This window comes from Flaviaestuariibacter amylovorans (assembly GCF_039541815.1).
Lineage (GTDB): Bacteria > Bacteroidota > Bacteroidia > Chitinophagales > Chitinophagaceae > Flavisolibacter > Flavisolibacter amylovorans.
Window position 1 is genome coordinate 228,955 of sequence record NZ_BAABGY010000016.1, and the last position, 19,540, is coordinate 248,494.

14 protein-coding genes are annotated in these 19,540 nt (G+C 61.0%); 6 read left to right on the forward strand and 8 right to left on the reverse strand.

Annotation, left to right across the window (positions count from 1 at the left end; translation table 11 throughout):
* Positions 1-158: 158 nt before the first annotated feature.
* Together murA and ABD937_RS20765 are read right to left on the reverse strand one after the other, a co-directional pair.
* Complete coding sequence (gene murA, locus ABD937_RS20760; protein WP_345257865.1) at positions 159-1,463, reverse strand: UDP-N-acetylglucosamine 1-carboxyvinyltransferase; 1,305 nt, start codon at positions 1,461-1,463, stop codon at positions 159-161.
* Between the two features lie 210 nt (positions 1,464-1,673).
* Positions 1,674-2,375 (reverse strand): DUF4290 domain-containing protein, encoded by a 702-nt coding sequence (locus ABD937_RS20765; protein WP_345257867.1) that lies wholly within the window; start codon positions 2,373-2,375, stop codon positions 1,674-1,676.
* Between the two features lie 516 nt (positions 2,376-2,891).
* Between ABD937_RS20765 and ABD937_RS20770 the strand changes: the two genes are divergently transcribed.
* The gene (locus ABD937_RS20770) at positions 2,892-4,037 is read left to right on the forward strand and encodes a glycosyltransferase family 4 protein (protein ID WP_345257868.1); all 1,146 of its coding nucleotides are present in this window, start codon (positions 2,892-2,894) and stop codon (positions 4,035-4,037) included.
* A 407-nt stretch (positions 4,038-4,444) separates the two neighbouring features.
* Here ABD937_RS20770 and ABD937_RS20775 read toward each other — a convergent pair whose 3' ends face one another.
* Together ABD937_RS20775 and ABD937_RS20780 are read right to left on the reverse strand one after the other, a co-directional pair.
* Positions 4,445-4,966 (reverse strand): 3'-5' exonuclease family protein, encoded by a 522-nt coding sequence (locus ABD937_RS20775; RefSeq protein WP_345257869.1) that lies wholly within the window; start codon positions 4,964-4,966, stop codon positions 4,445-4,447.
* A gap of 29 nt (positions 4,967-4,995) precedes the next feature.
* A complete protein-coding gene (locus ABD937_RS20780) occupies positions 4,996-5,625 on the reverse strand; it encodes a hypothetical protein (protein WP_345257870.1) in 630 nt (209 codons plus the stop codon).
* Between the two features lie 71 nt (positions 5,626-5,696).
* Here ABD937_RS20780 and ABD937_RS20785 point away from each other — a divergent pair, with 71 nt between their 5' ends.
* The gene (locus ABD937_RS20785; RefSeq protein WP_345257871.1) at positions 5,697-6,359 is read left to right on the forward strand and encodes an endonuclease III domain-containing protein; all 663 of its coding nucleotides are present in this window, start codon (positions 5,697-5,699) and stop codon (positions 6,357-6,359) included.
* Positions 6,360-6,581: 222 nt separating this feature from the next.
* Here ABD937_RS20785 and ABD937_RS20790 read toward each other — a convergent pair whose 3' ends face one another.
* From ABD937_RS20790 to ABD937_RS20805, 4 genes are all read right to left on the reverse strand, one after another.
* On the reverse strand, positions 6,582-9,722 hold the full coding sequence (locus ABD937_RS20790) for a WD40/YVTN/BNR-like repeat-containing protein (RefSeq protein WP_345257872.1): 3,141 nt from the start codon (positions 9,720-9,722) through the stop codon (positions 6,582-6,584).
* A 468-nt stretch (positions 9,723-10,190) separates the two neighbouring features.
* Positions 10,191-10,745 (reverse strand): peptide-methionine (R)-S-oxide reductase MsrB, encoded by a 555-nt coding sequence (gene msrB / locus ABD937_RS20795; protein WP_345257873.1) that lies wholly within the window; start codon positions 10,743-10,745, stop codon positions 10,191-10,193.
* Positions 10,746-11,112: 367 nt separating this feature from the next.
* The gene (locus ABD937_RS20800) at positions 11,113-11,586 is read right to left on the reverse strand and encodes a DinB family protein (RefSeq protein WP_345257875.1); all 474 of its coding nucleotides are present in this window, start codon (positions 11,584-11,586) and stop codon (positions 11,113-11,115) included.
* A gap of 100 nt (positions 11,587-11,686) precedes the next feature.
* Positions 11,687-12,268, reverse strand: a complete 582-nt coding sequence (locus tag ABD937_RS20805; protein ID WP_345257876.1) for an adenylate kinase — start codon at positions 12,266-12,268, stop codon at positions 11,687-11,689.
* Positions 12,269-12,497: 229 nt separating this feature from the next.
* Between ABD937_RS20805 and paaZ the strand changes: the two genes are divergently transcribed.
* The 4 genes from paaZ to ABD937_RS20825 all read left to right on the forward strand — a co-directional run bounded on the left by paaZ (position 12,498) and on the right by ABD937_RS20825 (position 19,377).
* On the forward strand, positions 12,498-14,546 hold the full coding sequence (gene paaZ, locus ABD937_RS20810) for a phenylacetic acid degradation bifunctional protein PaaZ (RefSeq protein WP_345257877.1): 2,049 nt from the start codon (positions 12,498-12,500) through the stop codon (positions 14,544-14,546).
* Positions 14,547-14,721: 175 nt separating this feature from the next.
* Positions 14,722-15,495, forward strand: a complete 774-nt coding sequence (locus ABD937_RS20815) for an enoyl-CoA hydratase/isomerase family protein (protein WP_345257879.1) — start codon at positions 14,722-14,724, stop codon at positions 15,493-15,495.
* 321 nt (positions 15,496-15,816) lie between these two features.
* The gene (locus tag ABD937_RS20820; protein ID WP_345257880.1) at positions 15,817-16,449 is read left to right on the forward strand and encodes a DNA-3-methyladenine glycosylase family protein; all 633 of its coding nucleotides are present in this window, start codon (positions 15,817-15,819) and stop codon (positions 16,447-16,449) included.
* Between the two features lie 72 nt (positions 16,450-16,521).
* Positions 16,522-19,377, forward strand: coding sequence for a PAS domain-containing protein (locus ABD937_RS20825; protein WP_345257881.1), 2,856 nt, complete (start codon positions 16,522-16,524; stop codon positions 19,375-19,377).
* Positions 19,378-19,540 lie beyond the last annotated feature (163 nt).

Consider the following 19,540-nt stretch of genomic DNA (forward strand, 5'->3'; position numbering starts at 1 on the left):
ATTGGTCTATCCGTTTATTAGTAAATTAGTAAGGGTCGTCTCTGTGCGGCCCTTACTAATTATTCCTGCCGGCCTTCACAACGCACGGTACCTGCGGACAAAAAAGGGCCGCTTCGAAATGAAGCAGCCCTTTTGACCTTTTACTTTTGAATTTTGACTCACAGCCTCCGGATCTCGGCGCCCAGCGCGTTGAGGCGCGTGTCGATGTACTGGTAGCCGCGGTCGATCTGCTCGATGTTCTGGATCACGCTCGTGCCTTCGGCGGAGAGGGCCGCGATGAGGAGCGACACGCCGGCGCGGATGTCGGGCGAGCTCATGCTGATGCCCCGGAGGCGGTGCTGGCGGCCGAGGCCGATCACGGTGGCGCGGTGCGGGTCGCAGAGGATGATCCGGGCACCCATGTCGATCAGCTTGTCCACGAAGAAGAGGCGGCTCTCGAACATCTTCTGGTGCACGAGGAGCGAGCCCTTAGCCTGCGTGGCCACTACCAGGATGATGGAGAGCAGGTCGGGGGTGAGGCCGGGCCAGGGATGGTCGTACATGGTGAGCACGCCGCCGTCCATATAGGTCACGATCTCGTAGAGGTCCTGCGCGGGAATGTGGATGTCGTCGCCCACAAAATTCATCTGGATCCCGAGCTGCTGAAAGCGGTCGGGGATGACGCCAAGCTGGTCGAGACGCACATCCTTGATGGTGAGCTCGCTCTGCGTCATGGCCGCAAGGCCGATGAAGGAGCCGATCTCGATCATGTCGGGGAGCATCCGGTGCTCGGTGCCGTGCAGTGCTTCCACACCGTCGATCGTGAGCAGGTTGGAGCCGATGCCCGAGATCTTGCCGCCCATATTGTTGATCATGAGACAGAGCTGCTGGATATAAGGCTCGCAGGCGGCATTGTAGATGGTGGTGGTGCCTTCGGCGAGGGCGGCGGCCATGATGATGTTGGCGGTGCCGGTGACGGAGGGCTCGTCGAGCAGCAGGTAGGTGCCCTTGAGGCCTTCGGTGGTGAAGTAGAAGAAGCCGTCTTCGGGAAAGTAAGAGAATTCGGCGCCCAGCTTTTCGAAGCCGAGGATATGCGTGTCGAGGCGGCGGCGGCCGATCTTGTCGCCGCCGGGCTTCGGGATGAAAGCTTTCTTCCAGCGGCCCAGCATCGGCCCGGCAAACATCACCGATCCGCGCAGGTGTCCGCTCTTGCTCTTGAACTCGTCGCGCCGCAGGTAGTTGAGGTCCACGTCGTCGGCCTGGAAGGTGCAGGTCTGGCGGTCGATCCGGTTCACCTTCACCCCCATGCCTGCCAGCAGGTCGATGAGGTTATTGACGTCGAGGATATCGGGAATGTTGCTGATCGTGACGAGCTCGGGTGTCAGCAGCACGGCGCTGATGATCTGCAGCGCCTCGTTCTTGGCGCCCTGCGGGATGATGGAGCCCTGGAGGCGGCGGCCGCCTTGTACTTCGAATGAAGCCATGTGGAAGTGTGGTTTTGTGCGGGGGCAATATACGGCGGGAGCAGGGATCGTGAATCGTCAATCGTCAATCGTCAATCGTGAATCCGCGATGCGCGGTAACGAAGAACGGATGCCGGTGGCATCCGTTCTTCGTTATCAGGCGTAAGCTTTCACGATTGACGATTCACGTCCTGCGTCAGCCATTCACGATTGACGCTTCACGCTTCACGATCAGTAGCGCTTCTTGCCGTACTTGTTGTTGTTCCGCTTTCCGCCGCCGCCGCCGCTGTTCTGGCCCGGCTGCTGGGGAGGCTGCTGGTTGTTGCGCTTGAAGCCGCCGCGGTTCTGCTTGCCGTAGCGTTGCGGGGGCCGCTGCTCGCGGTCCTGCGAGGGATGGTATTGCTTTACGTAGCCCGAGTTGTTGAACTCCAGCTGGCCTTTCGTGATGTTGGCGAGCTCCTGCTGGATGGCGTCGTCGTGCACCGCGTCTTTGTGCCAGGTGTTGTAGGCGAGCTTCATGTAATAAGCGATGGCGTTGGCGAAGCCCTGACGCTTGTTCGGCTCTTCTTCGGCGAGGGCCTTGTCGATCACGAGCTCGATGTTCTTACCGAGGTGCGAGTAGCGCGGGTGGCGCTTCGGGTAAGGCAGGGGGTCAGGGCGGGCCATGAGCTCTTCGCGCGTCGGGATCGGGTAGGGAGAATCCACGTCGAGCTTGAAATCGGAAATGAGGAACAGGTGGTCCCAGAGCTTATGACGAAAGTCTTCGATGTTCTTCAGGTGCGGGTTCAGGAAACCCATGAGCTCGATCACCACGTTGGCCTGGCGCTGGCGGCGCTCGCGGTCCTCAATGGTCAGGAGATGGTCCACCATCTTCTGGATGTGGCGGCCATATTCACGGATGATCAGCGGTACTCTTCCGGTGTTATATTCCATGGTAGGGATAAAAGAATTTGGGAGTGTCGTCCGTTCGTGATCGTCGGCCTGCAGTTGTTAAAGATGGCCGCGAAAATAAAGTGGTACTGGAACGGTGTGCGGGCAAATGTAAGTAAATGTTGGTTTGTAGCGTCAAGATCTACAGATCGGCTTGCAGGAACAGAAAAAAGAAAGGGGCCCCGAACCAAGGCCCCTTTTACAAGCCACCATCCTCTTCCACCTAAGAGGCTCTTTATTACAAGGTTTGTAAGATTAAGGGTGAAGCACCAAAACTTCTGCAAGGGATAAAACAAACCCGGTGCCAATTTGTTAAAACGGGTTTTGCCCCTTCTGAAACCGGCAAGCTCAGCCATAAATGGGGAATTTATGGGACAACACGGCCTTAAAGAGGGATAATTTCCCCAAAATCAGCCCGTTACGCAACAGGGAGCGCCTGTGGATAACCCGTTTTTGGCACGGTGCCGATCGCCAAGTTCCGGTACCGCGGGAGGAGGGCCGCTTTATCTTTGCGCCCCGATGATCATTGCCGTCAATACCCGTACGCTGCTGGCCGACCACCTCGAGGGCGTCGGTTACTTCGTGCAGGAAGTGTTCCGCCGCATCGCTGCCGCCCACCCGGAGCACCGGTTCTATTTCCTGTTCGACCGCCCGTACGACCCGCGCTTTGTGTTCGGCCCCAATATCACCCCCATCGTGGTGTCGCCGCCGGCCCGCCACCCGATCCTCTGGCGCCTCTGGTTCGACCTGAAGGTGCCGCTGCTGCTGCGCCGCATCAAGGCAGACGTGTTTGTATCGCCCGACGGCTACGCCTCCCTCACCACCAAAGTGCCGCAATGCCTCGTGGTGCACGACCTTGGCTTCCTGCACCAGCCTGAGGCCTACAAACGCATCCACCTCGGCTACCTGCGCCGCCGCCTCCCGCGCTTCGTGCGCCGCGCCCGGCAGGTGGCCACCGTATCCGAGTTCTCCCGCCGCGACCTGCAGCAGCAATACGGGGTGCCCGATGAAAAGCTGACCGTCGTCTACAGCGCCGTCAAGGAAAGCTTCCGCCCCCTGCCCTATGAAGCGCAGGAGGCCGTGAAGGCACAGTACACCGAAGGCCGCGAATACTTCATCTATGCCGGCGCCCTGCAGCCGCGCAAGAACATCGTCAACCTGCTGAAGGCCTTCTCGCTCTTTAAAAAGCGGCAGCGCAGCAACTGGAAGCTCGTACTCGCCGGTCGCATGGCCTGGAAGAACGACGAGCTGATGAAGCTGCTCGCGACGTACAAATTCCGCGACGACGTGGTGCTTACCGGCTACGTGGACGAGGCCGAGCTCGTGCGCCTCATCGGAGCGGCCTATGCACTCGTATACCCGTCGTTCTTCGAGGGCTTCGGAGTGCCGGTGCTCGAAGCCATGAAATGCGGCGTGCCCGCGCTCACCTCGCAACACACGTCGATGAGCGAGATCGGCGGCGACGCTGCCCTCTACTTCGACCCTAAGGAGCCGGCCTCCATCGCGGAAATGATGATGTACATCTACAAGGACGAGGACGGCCGCGCCCGCCTCGTGCAGGAGGGCTTCCGCCAGGCGGAGCAGTTTACGTGGGAGCGAACGGCGGAAGGCGTCTGGAGCGCGATCGAAAAAACAATCGAACAGGGAACAAGGAACAGGGAATAGCGAACGAAAGGCGGGAAAAGGAGAAGAAGTGTTTTTTCACCGCTAAGACCCGCCTTCGCTAAGGCTACGGCGGACGGGGAAAGGGGCTAAGGAGACAGTGTCTATTCGTCTATTTTTCTATTTGTAATAGAAGTCGTTTCAGTCCAGCCTGCCTCATCGTACTAAAAAATCTTACAGGCGAAAAAGCTCGAGAGAGAAAGCGTTAAGCTATAGGAACGAATATCCGCGATCATCGTATCAATCATATATAATCTGCGTTCATTCGCTCCTGCCCGCCTATCATCGTCACAGTGCCTTCAATAGAATAGGGCTACTTAATGCGGGGCTTTCGCACAAAACCACTTTAGGAAAAGGTGTAGAAAGAAAAGACTGATCTACCTAAGTGCCCCCTTGGGGGGACAGGGGGCCTAGTCCAATTTGATCTTCAGCCCAAACGCCTCTTTCATCGCCAGCAGCGCCTCGGCATTGCCGGTGGCATCGTTCACGGGATGATGGTCGTGCACGGTGCGACGCAGGTGCTTGAAGTTCTTAAAGGTGTCGTGCACACAGCCTTTATAAAGCGAGCCGAGGTTCATGGAGGAATGCCCGAACGGGTTGCTGCCGGTGAAGCGGTGGAAGTACCAGCACATGAACATCCAGTCGAAGCCATTGTCGGACACGAAGCGCGGGCGGCCTTTCGGCGCCACTTCCTTTACCCAGGCCGCGAAGCGCGTCATCACATCCTGTGGGTCGTCGAAGCGGAGGGTCTCTTCGCGCGTGTGGCGCGATACGGCAAGGGCTTCCGGTATGTACTGGTCGGAAACCGGACGCAGCTGCCCGTAGAATTTTTTGTCGAGGGGGGCCTGCACCAGCACGGCGCCGAAGGAGATCATCGAGTAAGGTCCGGGGATGGGGCCATCGGCCTCCACGTCCACCATGATATAGGCCATGGGTATGAGGGTTCAGGGCGGAGAAGTGCTTATCGCTGCGCGGGCTTGTTGTTCAGGACTGCCTTGGGCCGCGCGGGCACTGCCGTAAATTTCGACGTGCGCAGTGCCGCCTCGATCTTCTGGCGGGCCGCTTCTTCCAGGGTCAGGTAGGTAATGCCCATATCGTAGCCGAGGTGCAGGCGCGAGTACACCACCATGTGCATCTTCTTGCCTTCCGTCATATGCACTACCACCGCATACCGGTCGAAGGGGAGGCCACCCACGAGCACCTGCGTCGTCGACGAATCGATCCGGACATCCGGGACCTGGTCGCGCAGGGTCTTGTAGAGCAGTGGCTTCATCTCGGCGGTAGCCTGCGGGTAGGGGCCTTCCGTAGTGGAGTCGAAAGGACGGATCGTCACGTTAAAGGAATTGTACTCATCGCGCGCTACGCTCAGCAGCGTCTTCATTTCCGAGTCGTCCAGCGTCAGTCCCGTCGATTCTTTGATCAGCGCAGCGCCTTCGCGTCCGTCGGCCTCTTGCTGCGCAACGCTCTCCGGCTTGAAGCCGGCGGGCACGCGCAGTGTCCAGCCGATCTCCTTGAGCACGTAGGTGCTGTCCTGGGCAGTTGCGGCAAAGGCGAGAAAACTGGCGAGGCAGGAGGCGAGCAAGCGGCGCATCGGGTCGGTTTAGGGTTAAAGATAGGACGGATGCCGCATGCAGGCGGCCCCATAGTTGCACACACCGGCTTATGGAGAAAAAGCCCTTCGACCTGAAGGTCATGTTGCAGCGCATCGAAAAGGCTATTGCGCCCTACCCGAAGGCGGCGATGTTCGCCCTCTACGAGCGCGGCTATACCACAGTCTTCGAGCAGCTGCTCTCCTGCCTCATCTCCATCCGTACCCTCGACGAGACCACCATCCCCCTTTCCGAGAAGCTCTACGCAAACGCCCGCACGCCGAAAGAGCTGCTGCGGCTGACACACGGCGAACTTGCAGACCTGCTCTACGGCACGCAGTTTCCCGGACAAAAAGCGGCAACGATGCTGGAGATCGCGCGCGTGGCCGAGGAACAATACGGAGGAGCGCTGCCCGCGGATTACCACGTGCTTACCTCGCTGAAAGGCGTCGGCCCCAAGTGCGCCAACCTGGCCATCGGCGTGTCTACCGGCAAGGGCGGCATCTCCGTAGATATACATGTGCACCGCGTGGTCAACCGCTGGGGTTATGTGCAGACGAAGACCCCGGAGAAAACGATGATCGCCCTGGAGGCACTCGTACCCGAGGCGCGCCGGGTCGACATCAACCGCCTGCTCATGCCCTTCGGCAAGCATATCTGCAAGGCGATCCCGCTCTGCTCCACCTGCCCCGTGCTGGAGTATTGCCGGCAGGTGGGCGTCGCGAAGCATAAGTGAGTGTATCGCTTCTGGCTGGGTCGAATAGGTCATTGAGAGCGCAGCGTCCCGAAGCTTCGGGACAATCTTCACAACTTGCGGTGTGTTCCATAGCGGTAGCACTAGGGAGCACTCTGCGTAACGGAGGAGATTGCTTCTCCGCCAGCTGGCGGATCGCAATGACGTCAAAGGCCGCCTCTTACGAGACGGCCTTTGACCAGTAAACTAATAAACCAATAAACTTTACCTGATCGGCTCATACTCTTTGAAGAGATTGACCTGCGTTGCCTCGTACTGCTTGCGGTACGTTTTCCAGTGCATGGCATAGAACGCGTTGACGCGCTCCACGGCGGCGTCGATCAGCTTGCCGGCGTTGGCCACGAGGGCGTGCTCCTGCTCGCCGGGCGCGGCGCTCTTGCTCATGATATAGCCTTGTGCCAGCTGGATGCCGGCAAGTACCGTCATATCGTTGTCGCGGGAAAGTCCCTGCTTCTCGTTCTTCTTGCCGCCGATGTATTCGCGCAGCACCTTGATGGAGTCCTGCATGCGCGTAGTGGCCTTGCGCAGCGAGTCGGTTTCCTTGCCTTCGAGGCCGCGGAGGCTGCTGCTGATCTTGCCCAGTGCCTCCTCCGACTCGGCGAGGCGGTCCATGGCCTCGGTAAGGCGATCCGTAGTTTTACGGAGCTCCTCCATCAGGCGGCGCTGAGACGCACGTGCGGTGGCGGGCTTGTTGAGCCGCGGGTCGTCGCGCAGCGTCACCATCGTGGAATCGGATTCCTTGCCCAGCGTCAGCACTACCTTATAGGTGCCGGGCATTGCCTGCAGGCCGGGGATCTCCGGCGCATTCGGGCGCGGCTTCTGCGAGCCCGGCGAGCGGTAGCCTTTTTCTTCCATGAACCAGGTACGGCGGTTGAAGCCGCTGTCGGCCTTCCACTTGAGGCTGCGCACAAGCTCGTTGCGGTCGTTGTAGATGCGCACGTTCAAGCTGTCCGAAACTTTCACGGCCGTGTCACGCGACGGGGTGACCCAGTAGGAAATTTGCGCGCCGCGCGGGCGGTTGGGTGCGTCGTAGATGCCGTAGGTGCTCCATTCGTAGCCGGGCGCGAGGCGGTACTGTGCCTGGATGGCGTCGGGCGCCGCATAGGCCATCAGCCGCTTCGGAGCCACGGTGCCATTGGCTGCGGCCAGCTGGCGCAGCGGACGGATATCATCGAGCACCCAGAGCGAGCGGCCGAAGGTGGCGATCACGAGGTCGGCCTCACGCTCCTGGATGGCGAGGTCGTAAGTAGACACGCTCGGGTAGCCGTTCTTCCATTGCTGGAAGTTGGCGCCGTTGTCGAGCGATACCCAGAGGCCGTGCTCGGTGCCTACGAAGATCAGGTTGGGCTGCGCCGGGTCCTGGATCATGCACAGCGCATAGCCGCGTACTTTCTTTTCGTCCACGAGTCTCGTCCACGTCTTTCCGTAATCGGTGGTCCGGAAAATATACGGCTTGAAGTCGCCGCGGCGGTAGTCGTTGGCCACCACGAACACTTCGCCGGCATTGTAGCGCGAGGCGCGTACCTGCGGGATCCAGGCGCCCACGGGCATACCGGGGATCTTGCCGCGGAAGTTGGTCCAGGTCTTGCCGCCGTCGCGCGTGAGCTGCACGTTACCGTCGTCGGTGCCCACCCACAGCACGTTGCGGTCGAGGCGCGAGGGCTCGATGGCGAGGATGGTGTTGTAGTTCTCCGCACCGGTCACGTCGAGCGTGAGGCCGCCGTTCTCGTCCTGGTTCTGCTGCGCGGGCACGTTGGTGGTGAGGTCGGGCGAGATGATCGTCCAGCTCGCGCCCTTGTTGGTGCTCTTGTGCACGTACTGTGAGGCGAAGTAGATCGTGTTCTTGTCGAAGGGATCCTGCGCGATGCCGGCGTTCCAGTTGAAGCGGAACTTCTGGCTGAGGTCCGTGGTGGGCGGGCGGAGGAACCAGCGCTCGCCGGTCTTCCAGTTCATGCGGTTGAGGTAGCCCTGCTGGCTCATGCTGTATACCCAGTCGGCGTTCTCGGGGTCGGGCATCACGTCGAAGCCGTCGCCGCCGCCCACGTTGTTCCAGTAGTAGTTGCGGATGCCGCCGTTGGTCCAGGTGTAGGCGGGGCCGTGCCAGGAGCCGTTGTCCTGCAGGCCGCCCATGGCATTGTACGGCATTTCGTTGTCGACGTTGACGTGGTAGAACTGCCCGAGCGGCAGGCCTTCGGGGAAGGTCCAGCTGCGGCCGCGGTCGCGGGTGATGCCCATGCCGCCGTCGTTGCCGTCGAGGATGAAGTTGGGGTCCTCGGGCGAGATCCACCAGGCGTGGTGGTCGGGGTGGATGCCGGAGTAGGGCAGCAGCGTGCGGAAGCTGCGGCCGCCGTCCTCGCTCACTTCCACGATGTCGTGTATCGAATAAATACGGTTCTCGTTCTTCGTGTCCACGGCGATGTCCTGGAAGTAGAAGGGACGGTTGGTAACGATGCGCGGCTCGGCGGTGATGAGCTCCCACTTGAAGCCGCCGTCGTCGCTTTTATACAGGCCGTTCTTTTCGGCTTCAACGAGGGCATACACGCGCGTGGGCTGCGAGCGGGCAAAGGCGAGGCCGCAGCGACCAAGGTTGCCGCCCGGGAGGCCGTCTTCCTTGCCGAGCTTCTTCCAGGTGGTGCCGCCATCCATGGTAAGGTAGAGTCCCGAGCCGGGGCCACCGCTCTTGAAGGAGTGCGGCGTGCGGCGGTGCTGCCACATGTTGACGAGGATCTTGTTGGGGTTGGAGGGGTCCATCACCATATCGCCGACGCCCGACGTGTCGTTGGTGTAGAGCACCTGCTTCCAGCTGTTGCCGCCGTCGGTGGTCTTGTACACACCGCGCTCGGGGTGCTCGGCGTAGGGGTTGCCGATGACGCCGGCATATACCACGTCGGGGTTGGTGGGGTCGATGAGGATGCGGTGGATGTTGCGGGTCTTCTCGAGGCCCATGCGCTTCCAGGTGCGGCCGCCGTCAAGGGTCTTGTAGATGCCTTCACCGATGTTGATGGAGTTGCGCGGGTTGCCTTCGCCGGTGCCTACCCACACGATGTTGGGGTTGGACTGCTGGATGGCGAGGGAGCCGATGTTGAGGGTGGGCTGCTCGTCGAAGAGGGGCGTCCAGGAGCCGCCGGCATTGGAGGTCTTCCACACGCCGCCCGAGGCCGCGCCGATATACCAGGTGTTGGGATCGCTGAGCACGACGTCGATGGTGGTGACGCGGCCGCTCATGGAGGAGGGACCGAAGTTGCGGGGCTTCCAGTTCTTGAACTGGTCGAGCGAGACGCGTTGTTGCGCGTGTGCCCCCAGGCAGGTGATCAGGGCAAGGAATGCGTACAGGATGCGGGTCATAGCAGAAGAGGGATTAGGGCATCTAACATACGGCATATGCGGGAATCGGCAATCGGGAATCGGCAATCGTGAATGGAGCGGTGAAGCGATGAGCAGCGATGGGCGTATCGGGAGTCGTGAAGCGTGAAGCGTGAGCGGGTGAGCAAGTGAGCGGGTGAGCGAGTGAGCGGGTGAGGCGTGAGAACGTCAGCCATGTGGGTTCAATCGCCCAGAGCATGGGCAAGGGAAGCGGCGGCAACAGTACGGATAGCGGCCAGACAGGGTGCGCATACCGGTGCGGAGATGGGATTGGTGGAAGACGTCGCGAATACAGCTATTCGAGACCGTGTTTCCCATCCCCGGCCCTGTCGTCCGGTTTCGAAGCAATCGCCGTAAGACGTACGAGGCCATACGCATAGCTGCCATCAGCACACCGCTCCCGATCGCCATAGGGACGCATTGCCGATTCCCGATTGCCGATTCCCGCTCTCACTGCCCTTTCTTCTCGTCGAAGGCCTTCGCGGCTGCTTCGGCCTTCTTGAAATCCAGCACCACGCCGTTGATGCAATAGCGCAGGCCGGTGGGCGGCGGGCCGTCGTCGAACACGTGGCCGAGGTGGGCCTTGCAGCGGCCGCACTGCACCTCGGTGCGCTCCATGCCGTGCGAGCGGTCGGGGGTATAGATGATGCTGCCCTTGCTCACGGGCTGGTAAAACGAAGGCCATCCGCAGCCGCTGTCGAACTTGGTATCGCTCACGAAGAGCGCGTTGCCGCAGGCGGCGCAGTAGTAATTGCCCTTCTCCTTGTTGCCTTCCAGCGGCGAGCTCCACGGCCGCTCGGTGCCTTTTTCCCGCGCTACGGCATAGGCGTCGGGCGAGAGGTACTTGCGCCAGTCCGCGTCTGGCAGCTGCACTTTCGACGTGTCGGTATTCGAGTATACCGGCGCTTTCTTTTCGGTAGACATGGCTTCTTTATTGCGTTTTTGCGAGTAGCTGCATTGCTGCATGAAGGTCGACAACAGCAGGAGGACAAGGATCCGTTTCATGGTATTCGTGTTCCCTAAAGATACGGCGCGTACGGCCCGGCAGATTGCTGTTGATGTGTTAATGTGCTGATGGGGTAATGGGGTAATGGGGTAATGCGCAAGGAGAGAAAGCACGCGGATCTATATGATCGATACGATCAGCGCGGATGCCGTGGCGACAGACCCACTACCGCCGTGATACGATCCGATTGGTACGATCATGAGGAGACGATGGACTACACTGGAGTGATGCTGGACATCGTAGGGCGCGCCAGGCGTGTTTTCTGAAAGAATGATCCCGCGGCGAACAGCTTGCAAACCGTAGTGAAGTACCACAGAGTCACCCCTTCCCTTTGGGAAGGGGCCGGGGAAGGGGCCGGGGGATGGGTCACCCGATGGTAACGCCGAACTGCCGCAAGTGGTGCGTGGCGTGCTTGTAGAGCAACTGCACGTTCTGCTGGAAGTTGAGGTCGCCGAAAAAGGGATTGAGCGTAGTGAGGTGGGGATTGGCCGCGAAGGTGGCGTCGAACTGATCGAGCGCGCCCTGGAGCTCGGCGAAGGCCTCTGCTATGGAGCGGTTGCGGACCGGGGCGGGCACTTCGGGCATCAGCGGGTTGGGGGTGTTCTCGCGGAAAGGCTTCTCGCTTTCCAGGAAGGCCAGCATCTGCGGCAACTGGGACGGCGGCGTCACCATTTCCTTCGGCACGATCTTGCCCGCGGCCAGCCGCACGTAATCGGAAAAATGCTCGGTCATCTGCTGCAGGGTCATCTTGCCCCAGTGCGGAAGCGTATCGGAAGGGATCTGTTGCAGCAGGGGCACGAACTGCCCGAGTAAAAACGTGCGCTTATTGGCGTGGTCCATCGAGGGAGTTTGATGTTTGATGTGTGGGGTTTGAAGTCAGGTGCCGCCCGCTAAATGGGTGCGGCAACATCAAACTTCAAACCCCAACCTTCAAACGTATTTATTCTTCCACCCGCACTGCTTCCATATACGGAACGATGCGCTGGCTGATGGCGGCGAAGATCTCCTCGACGGATCCCTCTCCCTGGATGTGCTCGAGCTTGCCGGCCTTGGCATAGTAAGAGGCCACCGGCTCGGTCTCGCTGCGGTACACGTTGAGGCGGTTCATCACGGTCTCGCGGGTATCGTCGGAGCGGCCACGGCTCAGCAGGCGCTGCACGAGCTCGCCTTCCGACACATCGAGGGCAAGGAGCTTGCTGATGGCGGTCTTACGCACGGAGAGCAGCTTGTCGAGGGCTTCGGCCTGCGCTACGGTGCGCGGAAAGCCGTCGAACAGAAACCCCTTCGCATCGGCGTGCTTCTCGAGGCAGGAATCGATCATCGCGATCACGACCTCGTCGGGTACGAGGTGGCCGCGTGCCATGATGCTTTGCGCCTCGAGGCCAAGCGGTGTCTTGTCTGCGATCTCCTGGCGAAGGAGGTTGCCGGTGGAGAGGTGCACGAGCCCGAACTTCTCTACGAGGCGCTCAGATTGCGTACCTTTTCCACTCCCCGGAGGGCCAAAAAGTATAATGTTAACCATGTTTGCTTGCTAAATGACTTCTAAACCGAAAGGACAAATATAATCAAAACCGGCGAAGAACCGGCTCCCGGAGCCACTTTTAGGCCCCTTCTCCCCTTACAAAAACACAAGTGCACCCCGGGCGCCGGGGCAGGCCACCGGGTAGCCCTGGAGGGGATCCGCGCACAGAAAAGGGCCCGGCCGGCGTTCTTTCCCGCCGTAAATTGCGCGCACTCATCACTCACGCTATATGAAAAAGCTCGAAAACTATGTCTCCGGACGCTGGATCACCGGCGACGGCGACGGACAGATACTCCTCGATGCCGTAACCGGCGCCCCCATCTACGCCGCCACTACCGAGGGCCTCGACTTTGCCGGCGCCCTCGAATACGGCCGCACCGTGGGCAACCCCGCCCTCCGCAAGCTGACCTTCCACGAGCGGGGCCGCCGCCTCCGCGCCCTCGCCACCTACCTCATGGGCCGCAAGGAAGAGTTCTACGCCATCTCCTACCACTCCGGCGCCACCCGCGCCGACGCCTGGATCGACATCGAAGGCGGCATCGGCAACCTCTTCGCCAACGCCTCGCTCCGCCGCAAGTTCCCCGACCTCCCCTGGTGCACCGACGGCGACCCCATCGGCCTCTCGAAGGGAGGCACCTTCATGGGCCACCACATCCTCGTGCCGAAGGAAGGCGTGGCCGTGCACATCAACGCCTACAACTTCCCCGTGTGGGGCATGCTCGAGAAGTGCGCCGTCAACTGGCTCGCCGGGATGCCCGCCATCGTGAAGCCCGCGCAGATGACCGCCTACCTCACCGAGGCCGTGGCCCGCGCCATCATCGAAAGCGGTATCCTGCCCGAAGGATCCCTGCAGGTGCTCTGCGGCGGCGCCGGCGACCTGCTCGACCACGTCACGAGCCAGGACGTAGTGACCTTCACCGGCTCCAAGAAAACGGGGCTCATGCTGAAGGCACACAAGCGCATCCACGAAGAGAGCGTCCCGTTCAACATGGAGGCCGACTCGCTCAACTGCATCGTGCTCGGCACCGACGTGGCGCCCGGCTCGCCCGAGTGGGACCTCTTCATCAAGGAAGTACGCAAGGAGATCACCGTCAAGGCCGGGCAGAAGTGTACGGCCGTGCGCCGCATCTTCGCCCCCGAGAACGTGCTCGAAGACGTGTATATCGCGCTTGGTAAGGCACTCGGGCAAACCGCCATCGGCAACCCGCTCAACGAGAAGGTGCGCATGGGCGCCCTCGCCTCCACGGGCCAGCGCGACGACGTGCGGAAGAACGTGCAGCAGCTGCTCGCCACCGCGCAGCTCGTGTACGGCTCGCTCGACTCCGTAGAAGTACTGGACGCCGACGCGCAGAAGGGCGCCTTCCTCTCCCCGCTCCTCCTGCTCGAAAGCGATCCCTTCCGCAACGAGGCCGTGCACGACATCGAGTGCTTCGGTCCCGTGAGCACCGTGATGCCTTATAAAGACGTCGACGACGCCATCCTGCTTTCGAAGAAAGGCAAGGGCTCGCTCTGCTGCTCCATCGTGACCGCCGACGCCCGCATCGCCACCGACTTCGTGGTGGGCGCGGCCACGCACCACGGCCGCATCCTCGTGCTCAACCAGGAGTGCGCGAAGGAAAGCACCGGCCACGGCTCCCCCCTGCCCCTGCTCGTGCACGGCGGCCCCGGGCGCGCCGGCGGCGGCGAAGAGATGGGCGGTACCCGCGGCGTGAAGCACTACCTGCAGCGCACCGCCGTGCAGGGATCGCCCACGATGCTCACCGCCATCACCGGCACCTACCAGGCCGGCGGCAAGGGTAAGGACCCCGGTGTGCACCCCTTCCGCAAATACTACGAGGAGCTCGAGGTGGGCGACCAGATCGTGACGGAAAAGCGCGTCATTACCGCCGACGATATCGACGCCTTCGCCGACCTCAGCGGGGACCACTTTTACGCGCATAAAAAAGACACCGACTTCAGCGGCACCATGTTCGAAGGACAGGTGGCGCATGGCTACTTCGTGCTTTCGGCCGCCGCAGGCCTGTTTGTGGACGGCTCCGACCTCGGTCCCGTGCTGCTCAACTACGGCATCGACGAGCTGCGCTTCACCAAGCCCGTGTACCCCGGCGCCGAGCTCACCATCCGCTTTACCTGCAAGGAGAAGATCCCGCAGGACCAGCGCGAGGCCACCGACATCCCGAAGGGCATCGTGAAATGGCTCGTGGAGATGCTCGACGAAACCGGCGAGCACACGGGCGTGGCGACCATCCTCACGATGGTGAAACGGCGCGAGGGGTAGCAAATTCAAAAGTCAAAATTAAAAAGTCAAAAACGGTTGCTGCAGCAGGCCCTACGAAACGGGACAGCCGCTTACCACCCGGAAGCTTTTTTGATTTTTGACTTTTGAATTTTGACTTCCCCAAAACGAGACGGGCCGCAACTAATTTTTAACTTCGAATCAAAGACTCCCTACCATGAGCAAGGACATCATCAACGGCTATGTGCACGTAGAGACACACAAGGGTATTACGACGATCGAGTTCTTTCATCCCCAGAGCAATTCGCTGCCGCGCCGCATCCTGTCGGCACTCGCCCACGAGATCCACGACGCGGGCCTGGATCCTGAAACCCGCGTCATCGTGCTGCGCTCGGCCGGCGAGCGGGCCTTCTGCGCCGGCGCCTCCTTCGACGAGCTCACGCAGATCCAGGACGAGAAAGCGGGCTTTACCTTTTTCAGCGGCTTTGCCGAGGTCATCAACGCTATCCGCAAGTGCCCGAAGCTCGTCATCGGCCGCATCCAGGGCAAGTGCGTGGGCGGCGGTGTAGGTCTTGCATCGGCGGTCGATTATGCCATCGCGCTCGAAGGCGCCGAGGTGAAGCTCAGCGAGCTCGCCGTAGGCATCGGCCCCTTCGTGGTGGGCCCGGCCGTGGAGCGCAAGATCGGCACCTCGGCCTTCAGCCAGCTCGCCATCGATGCCTCCATGTGGCGCAACGCCGAATGGGCCAAGCGCAAGGGCCTTTTTGCGGAGGTACACCCCACCGCCGAAGGCATGGACGAATCCATCGCCCGCCTCGCCAACCAGCTTGCACACTCCTCTCCCGAGGCCATGCGGGAGCTCAAGGGCATCTTCTGGAAAGGCACCGAGCATTGGGACGAGCTCCTCTCTTCCCGCGCCGAGATCTCCGGCCGCCTCGTGCTGAGCAGCTTTACGAAAGAGGCCATCGCCAAATTCAAAGCCAAGGCGTAGCGCTGCGCGCGTTTATTGGTTTATTAGTCTATTGGTTTATTGGCTCCGCCCGCAGAAGCGCAGCGGAGGCGGGTAAAGGGTCGTTTAAAGACGACCTTTTCTTTTGTTCGTCGGTTATACTAAAGGTGCCACCTCAAATGTCAGGATGGAGTTGCTTCCGCCGCCAACCTTCCTAAACCCTTCTGAACTTTTCTGAACCCTTCTGAACCGCTCAAACCTTCAAAACCTTAAGAACTTAACAACCTTAAAACCTTTCAAAACCAACCCCCTAAACCTTCTAAACCCCCTAAACCCCCTAAACCCCCTAAACCTCCTAAACCCTTGAACTCGTTCAACGCCGAAAACTTCCACCAACTCTGTGATGCCGTTGCGGAGCGCGATGCCGACCTGAAGACGGTGATCGACACCCATGGTTACCCGCCGCTTTGGACGCGGCCAAACCGATTTGCGACGCTCGTACTTACGATCCTGGAGCAGCAGGTGTCGCTGCAATCGGCCTATGCCGCCTTCAAGCGGCTGGAGGAAAAGATCGGGTTGCCGACACCCGTAAAACTACTGGCGCTCACCGACGAAGAGCTGCGCGCCTGCTCCTTCACCCGGCAGAAGATGGCCTACGTGCGCGGGCTCGCCGAGGCGCTGCAAAAACGGACGATCGTACTCAAAGACATGGAAGCCCTGCCCGACGACGAAGTGCGCCGCCGCCTCACGGCCCTTAAAGGCATCGGCGACTGGACCGTCGACATCTACCTGCTCCACTCCCTCGGACGCACCGACCTCTTCCCCACAGGCGACCTCGCGCTCATGAACGGGATCAAAATGGTGAAGGGCTGGGATACGATCAGCAAAGAGCGCGCACTGGAATGGGCAGCACCGCTCCGGCCCTGGCGCTCCATCGCCACCATGATCGTGTGGCATCATTATATCAGGAAGCGAAACATCCGGATCGTTCACTGAGCTCGTACCCAAATAATTGAGCGAAACGCCCGTCCGTGTTGTATTTTCGACTCCCCTTAATCAAACGAAAACGTGGAATCCCTCATCAAGTCGCTTATACCCGTTAACGACCCTGAGCGCCTCGAAGCCCTGCGTCGGTATCAGATCCTCGACACGCCGCCGGAGGCGGTGTTCGACAAGATCACGGAGATGATGGCCCAGGTATTCGACATGCCGCTCGCCTTTCTTTCCATCGTGGGCCAGGAGCGGGTGCACTTCAAGTCGCGCTATGGCGGGTTCCCGCTCCCGGAGGTCCTCCGCGAAGACAGCCTCTGCTCCCACACGATCCTCAGCCCGAGCCCCCTGGTGATCGAAGATGCACACGCCGACGCCTGCTTTGCCAACGGCACCTACGTAGCCACCGAAGGCGGGATCCGCTTTTATGCCGGCGCCCCGCTCATCACTCCCGATGGCCACCAGATCGGCACCGTTTGCCTCGTAGACACAAAGCCGCGCACGTTCTCGGAAGCCAACACCCGCCTGCTCGAGCAGTTTGCGTGGATGACGATGCACCAGATCGAAATGCGCGAAGCCCTGCTGCGGCAGGGGGCCATCGAAACGCAGCTGCAGGAGGCCAACCGCGAGCTGCGCTTCGTGACCGATATGATGCCCCAGCTCGTATGGGCCACCGAGTCCGACGGCTATGCCTCCTATTTCAACCGCATGTGGACCGAATACACCGGCGTGCCCTTCGGGGAGCTCACCGGCGAAGGATGGATCAGGACACTCCACCCCGACGACGTTGCCGATACCGCCACAGCCTGGCAAAACGCGTTGCGGCAGCAGGCCAGCTACGACGTGGAATACCGCGTACGCCGCCACGACGGCACCTACCGCTGGTTCGTGGCCCGCGGCACACCCATGAAAGACGCGTACGGCAACATCCTGCGCTGGTACGGGACCACCACCGACATCGACGAGCAGAAGCGCGCCGAGGAGCGCCTCGAGGAAAAGGTGGCCGAACGCACACAGCAGCTCACCGAGGCCCGGAACCAGATCCGCGGCGTCGTCGACAGCGCGCCCATCGGCATGATGGTGTACACCTCCATCCGCGACGAGGCGGGCCGCATCGTAGACTTCGGCATGCTCTACTACAACGCGCAGGTGACCGAGCTCACCGGTATTACTACGGAACAGCGCGAAAGCCTCCGCCTCACCGAGCTGCTCGGGCTGTACGGGCTGGAAGATGACTTCGGCCGCTACGTGGACGTGGTGGAGCAGGGACGCTCCGAAGCCTGGCAGCAACATGTGCCGGCCACCGGCAAATGGCTTTGGGTAACGGTGACGCCACTGCAGGATGGCTTTCTGCGCACGCTCTCCGACATCACGGAGCTGAAGGAATCGCAGGAAGCCGTGGAAAAACAATCCGAATTCGCCAACAGCATACTGGACGCCTCCATCAACGCCGTGATGGCCCTCGATGCGGTGCCGGGTCCGGCCGGAACGGTGTCCGACTTCCGCATCGTCAAGATCAACAAGGCCTTTACCACCATCGTGGGGCTCGACGAAAGCATCGTCGGGAAAAACTACCGGAGCTATTTCCCGGGCACCGACAAGAGCGGCGTTTTTGACCTGTACCGGCGCGTGCTCCAGACCGGGCAACCCGAGCGCAAAGAGATCTATTCGGCCGACCAGGATCTGAACTCCTGGTTCGATATATCGGCCGTAAAACGCGGCGATAACGGCGTCGTGGTCACGTTCAACAATATCTCCCCGCAGCGCCAGGCTGCCATCCGGATCGAGCAGCAGAAGAACATGCTCGACAACATCCTGCGGCATTCGCCGAGCGGTATTTCGGTAACCGAAATGATCCGCGACGCGGCCGGCACCATCGTGGACGCGCGCACGGTAATGGCCAACGAGATCTCAGCGAAGCACACCGGGCTGCCCCTTGAGCTGGCGCTCTCCCGCACCGTTTCGGAAAACCTGCCGGGCATTCTCGAAAGCCCGCTATTCGTGCAGGCACTCGAAACCCTGCGCACCGGCACGCCCTTCATCACCCAGTACTTCGTGGAGCCCACGGGCCGCTGGATCGAGCTCGCCGTGGCCAAGATGGACGAGGACCGCCTCATCAACGTATTTACAGACGTTACGCCGATCAAGGAGGCCCAGCTGCGGCAGGAGGAGCTGGTGGCCCGCCTGAAGCGCTCGAACGAGGAGCTGGAGCAGTTCACCTACGTGTCGCACCACGACCTGCAGGAGCCGCTGCGGAAGATCCTCATCTTCACCGACATGGTAAAGTCCGACACCCACACGCAGCTCTCGGAAGCGGCGGCGGCGCGCCTCGAGAAGGTGAGCGCCTCGGCCCGCCGCATGAGCGCCGCCCTGCGCGACGTGCTCAACTACGCCTCGCTCAACAAGGCCGAGCAGTTTACCGAGGTGGACCTCGACGAGGTGCTGGCCGCCGTGCAGTCGGACCTCGAGCTCGTGATCCAGGAAAAGGGCGCGCGGGTGAGCTCCGATGCGCTGCCCACGATGCGGGCCGTGCCGCACCAGATGCACCAGCTGTTTTACAACCTGATGAACAACGCGCTCAAGTTCGTGCTGCCCGGGGCCACGCCCGAGATCCGCGTCCGCTGCCGCATCCTCACCGATGCCGACCGCGCCGCGCACCCGGAGCTCGACGCGCACCGCACCTGGTACGGCATCTCGTTCAGCGACAACGGCATCGGCTTCAGCCCCGAATCCGCGGAGCGCATCTTCCTGATGTTCCAGCGCCTGCACCAGCGCGAAGCCTACGGCGGCACCGGCATCGGCCTCGCCCTCTGCCGCAAGGTGGTGCAGAACCACGGCGGCAGCATCTGGGCGGAGAGCAAGCCCGGCGAAGGCGCCACGTTTCACATATTACTGCCCGGCCCCGGCCCCCTGTCCCCCGAAGGGGGCACTTAGATCGATCCTTTTCTTACGAAGGGAGACTGTCTTAAAGCAGGAACTTGAATATATGACTACATGACCGACTTATTATATGGGGTAGATCCGCAGCCGGCGTCAGCCCCCTCATTTATTCAAATGCTCATGTATTCGAATGCTCTCTTGCTCCACCTCAATCCTT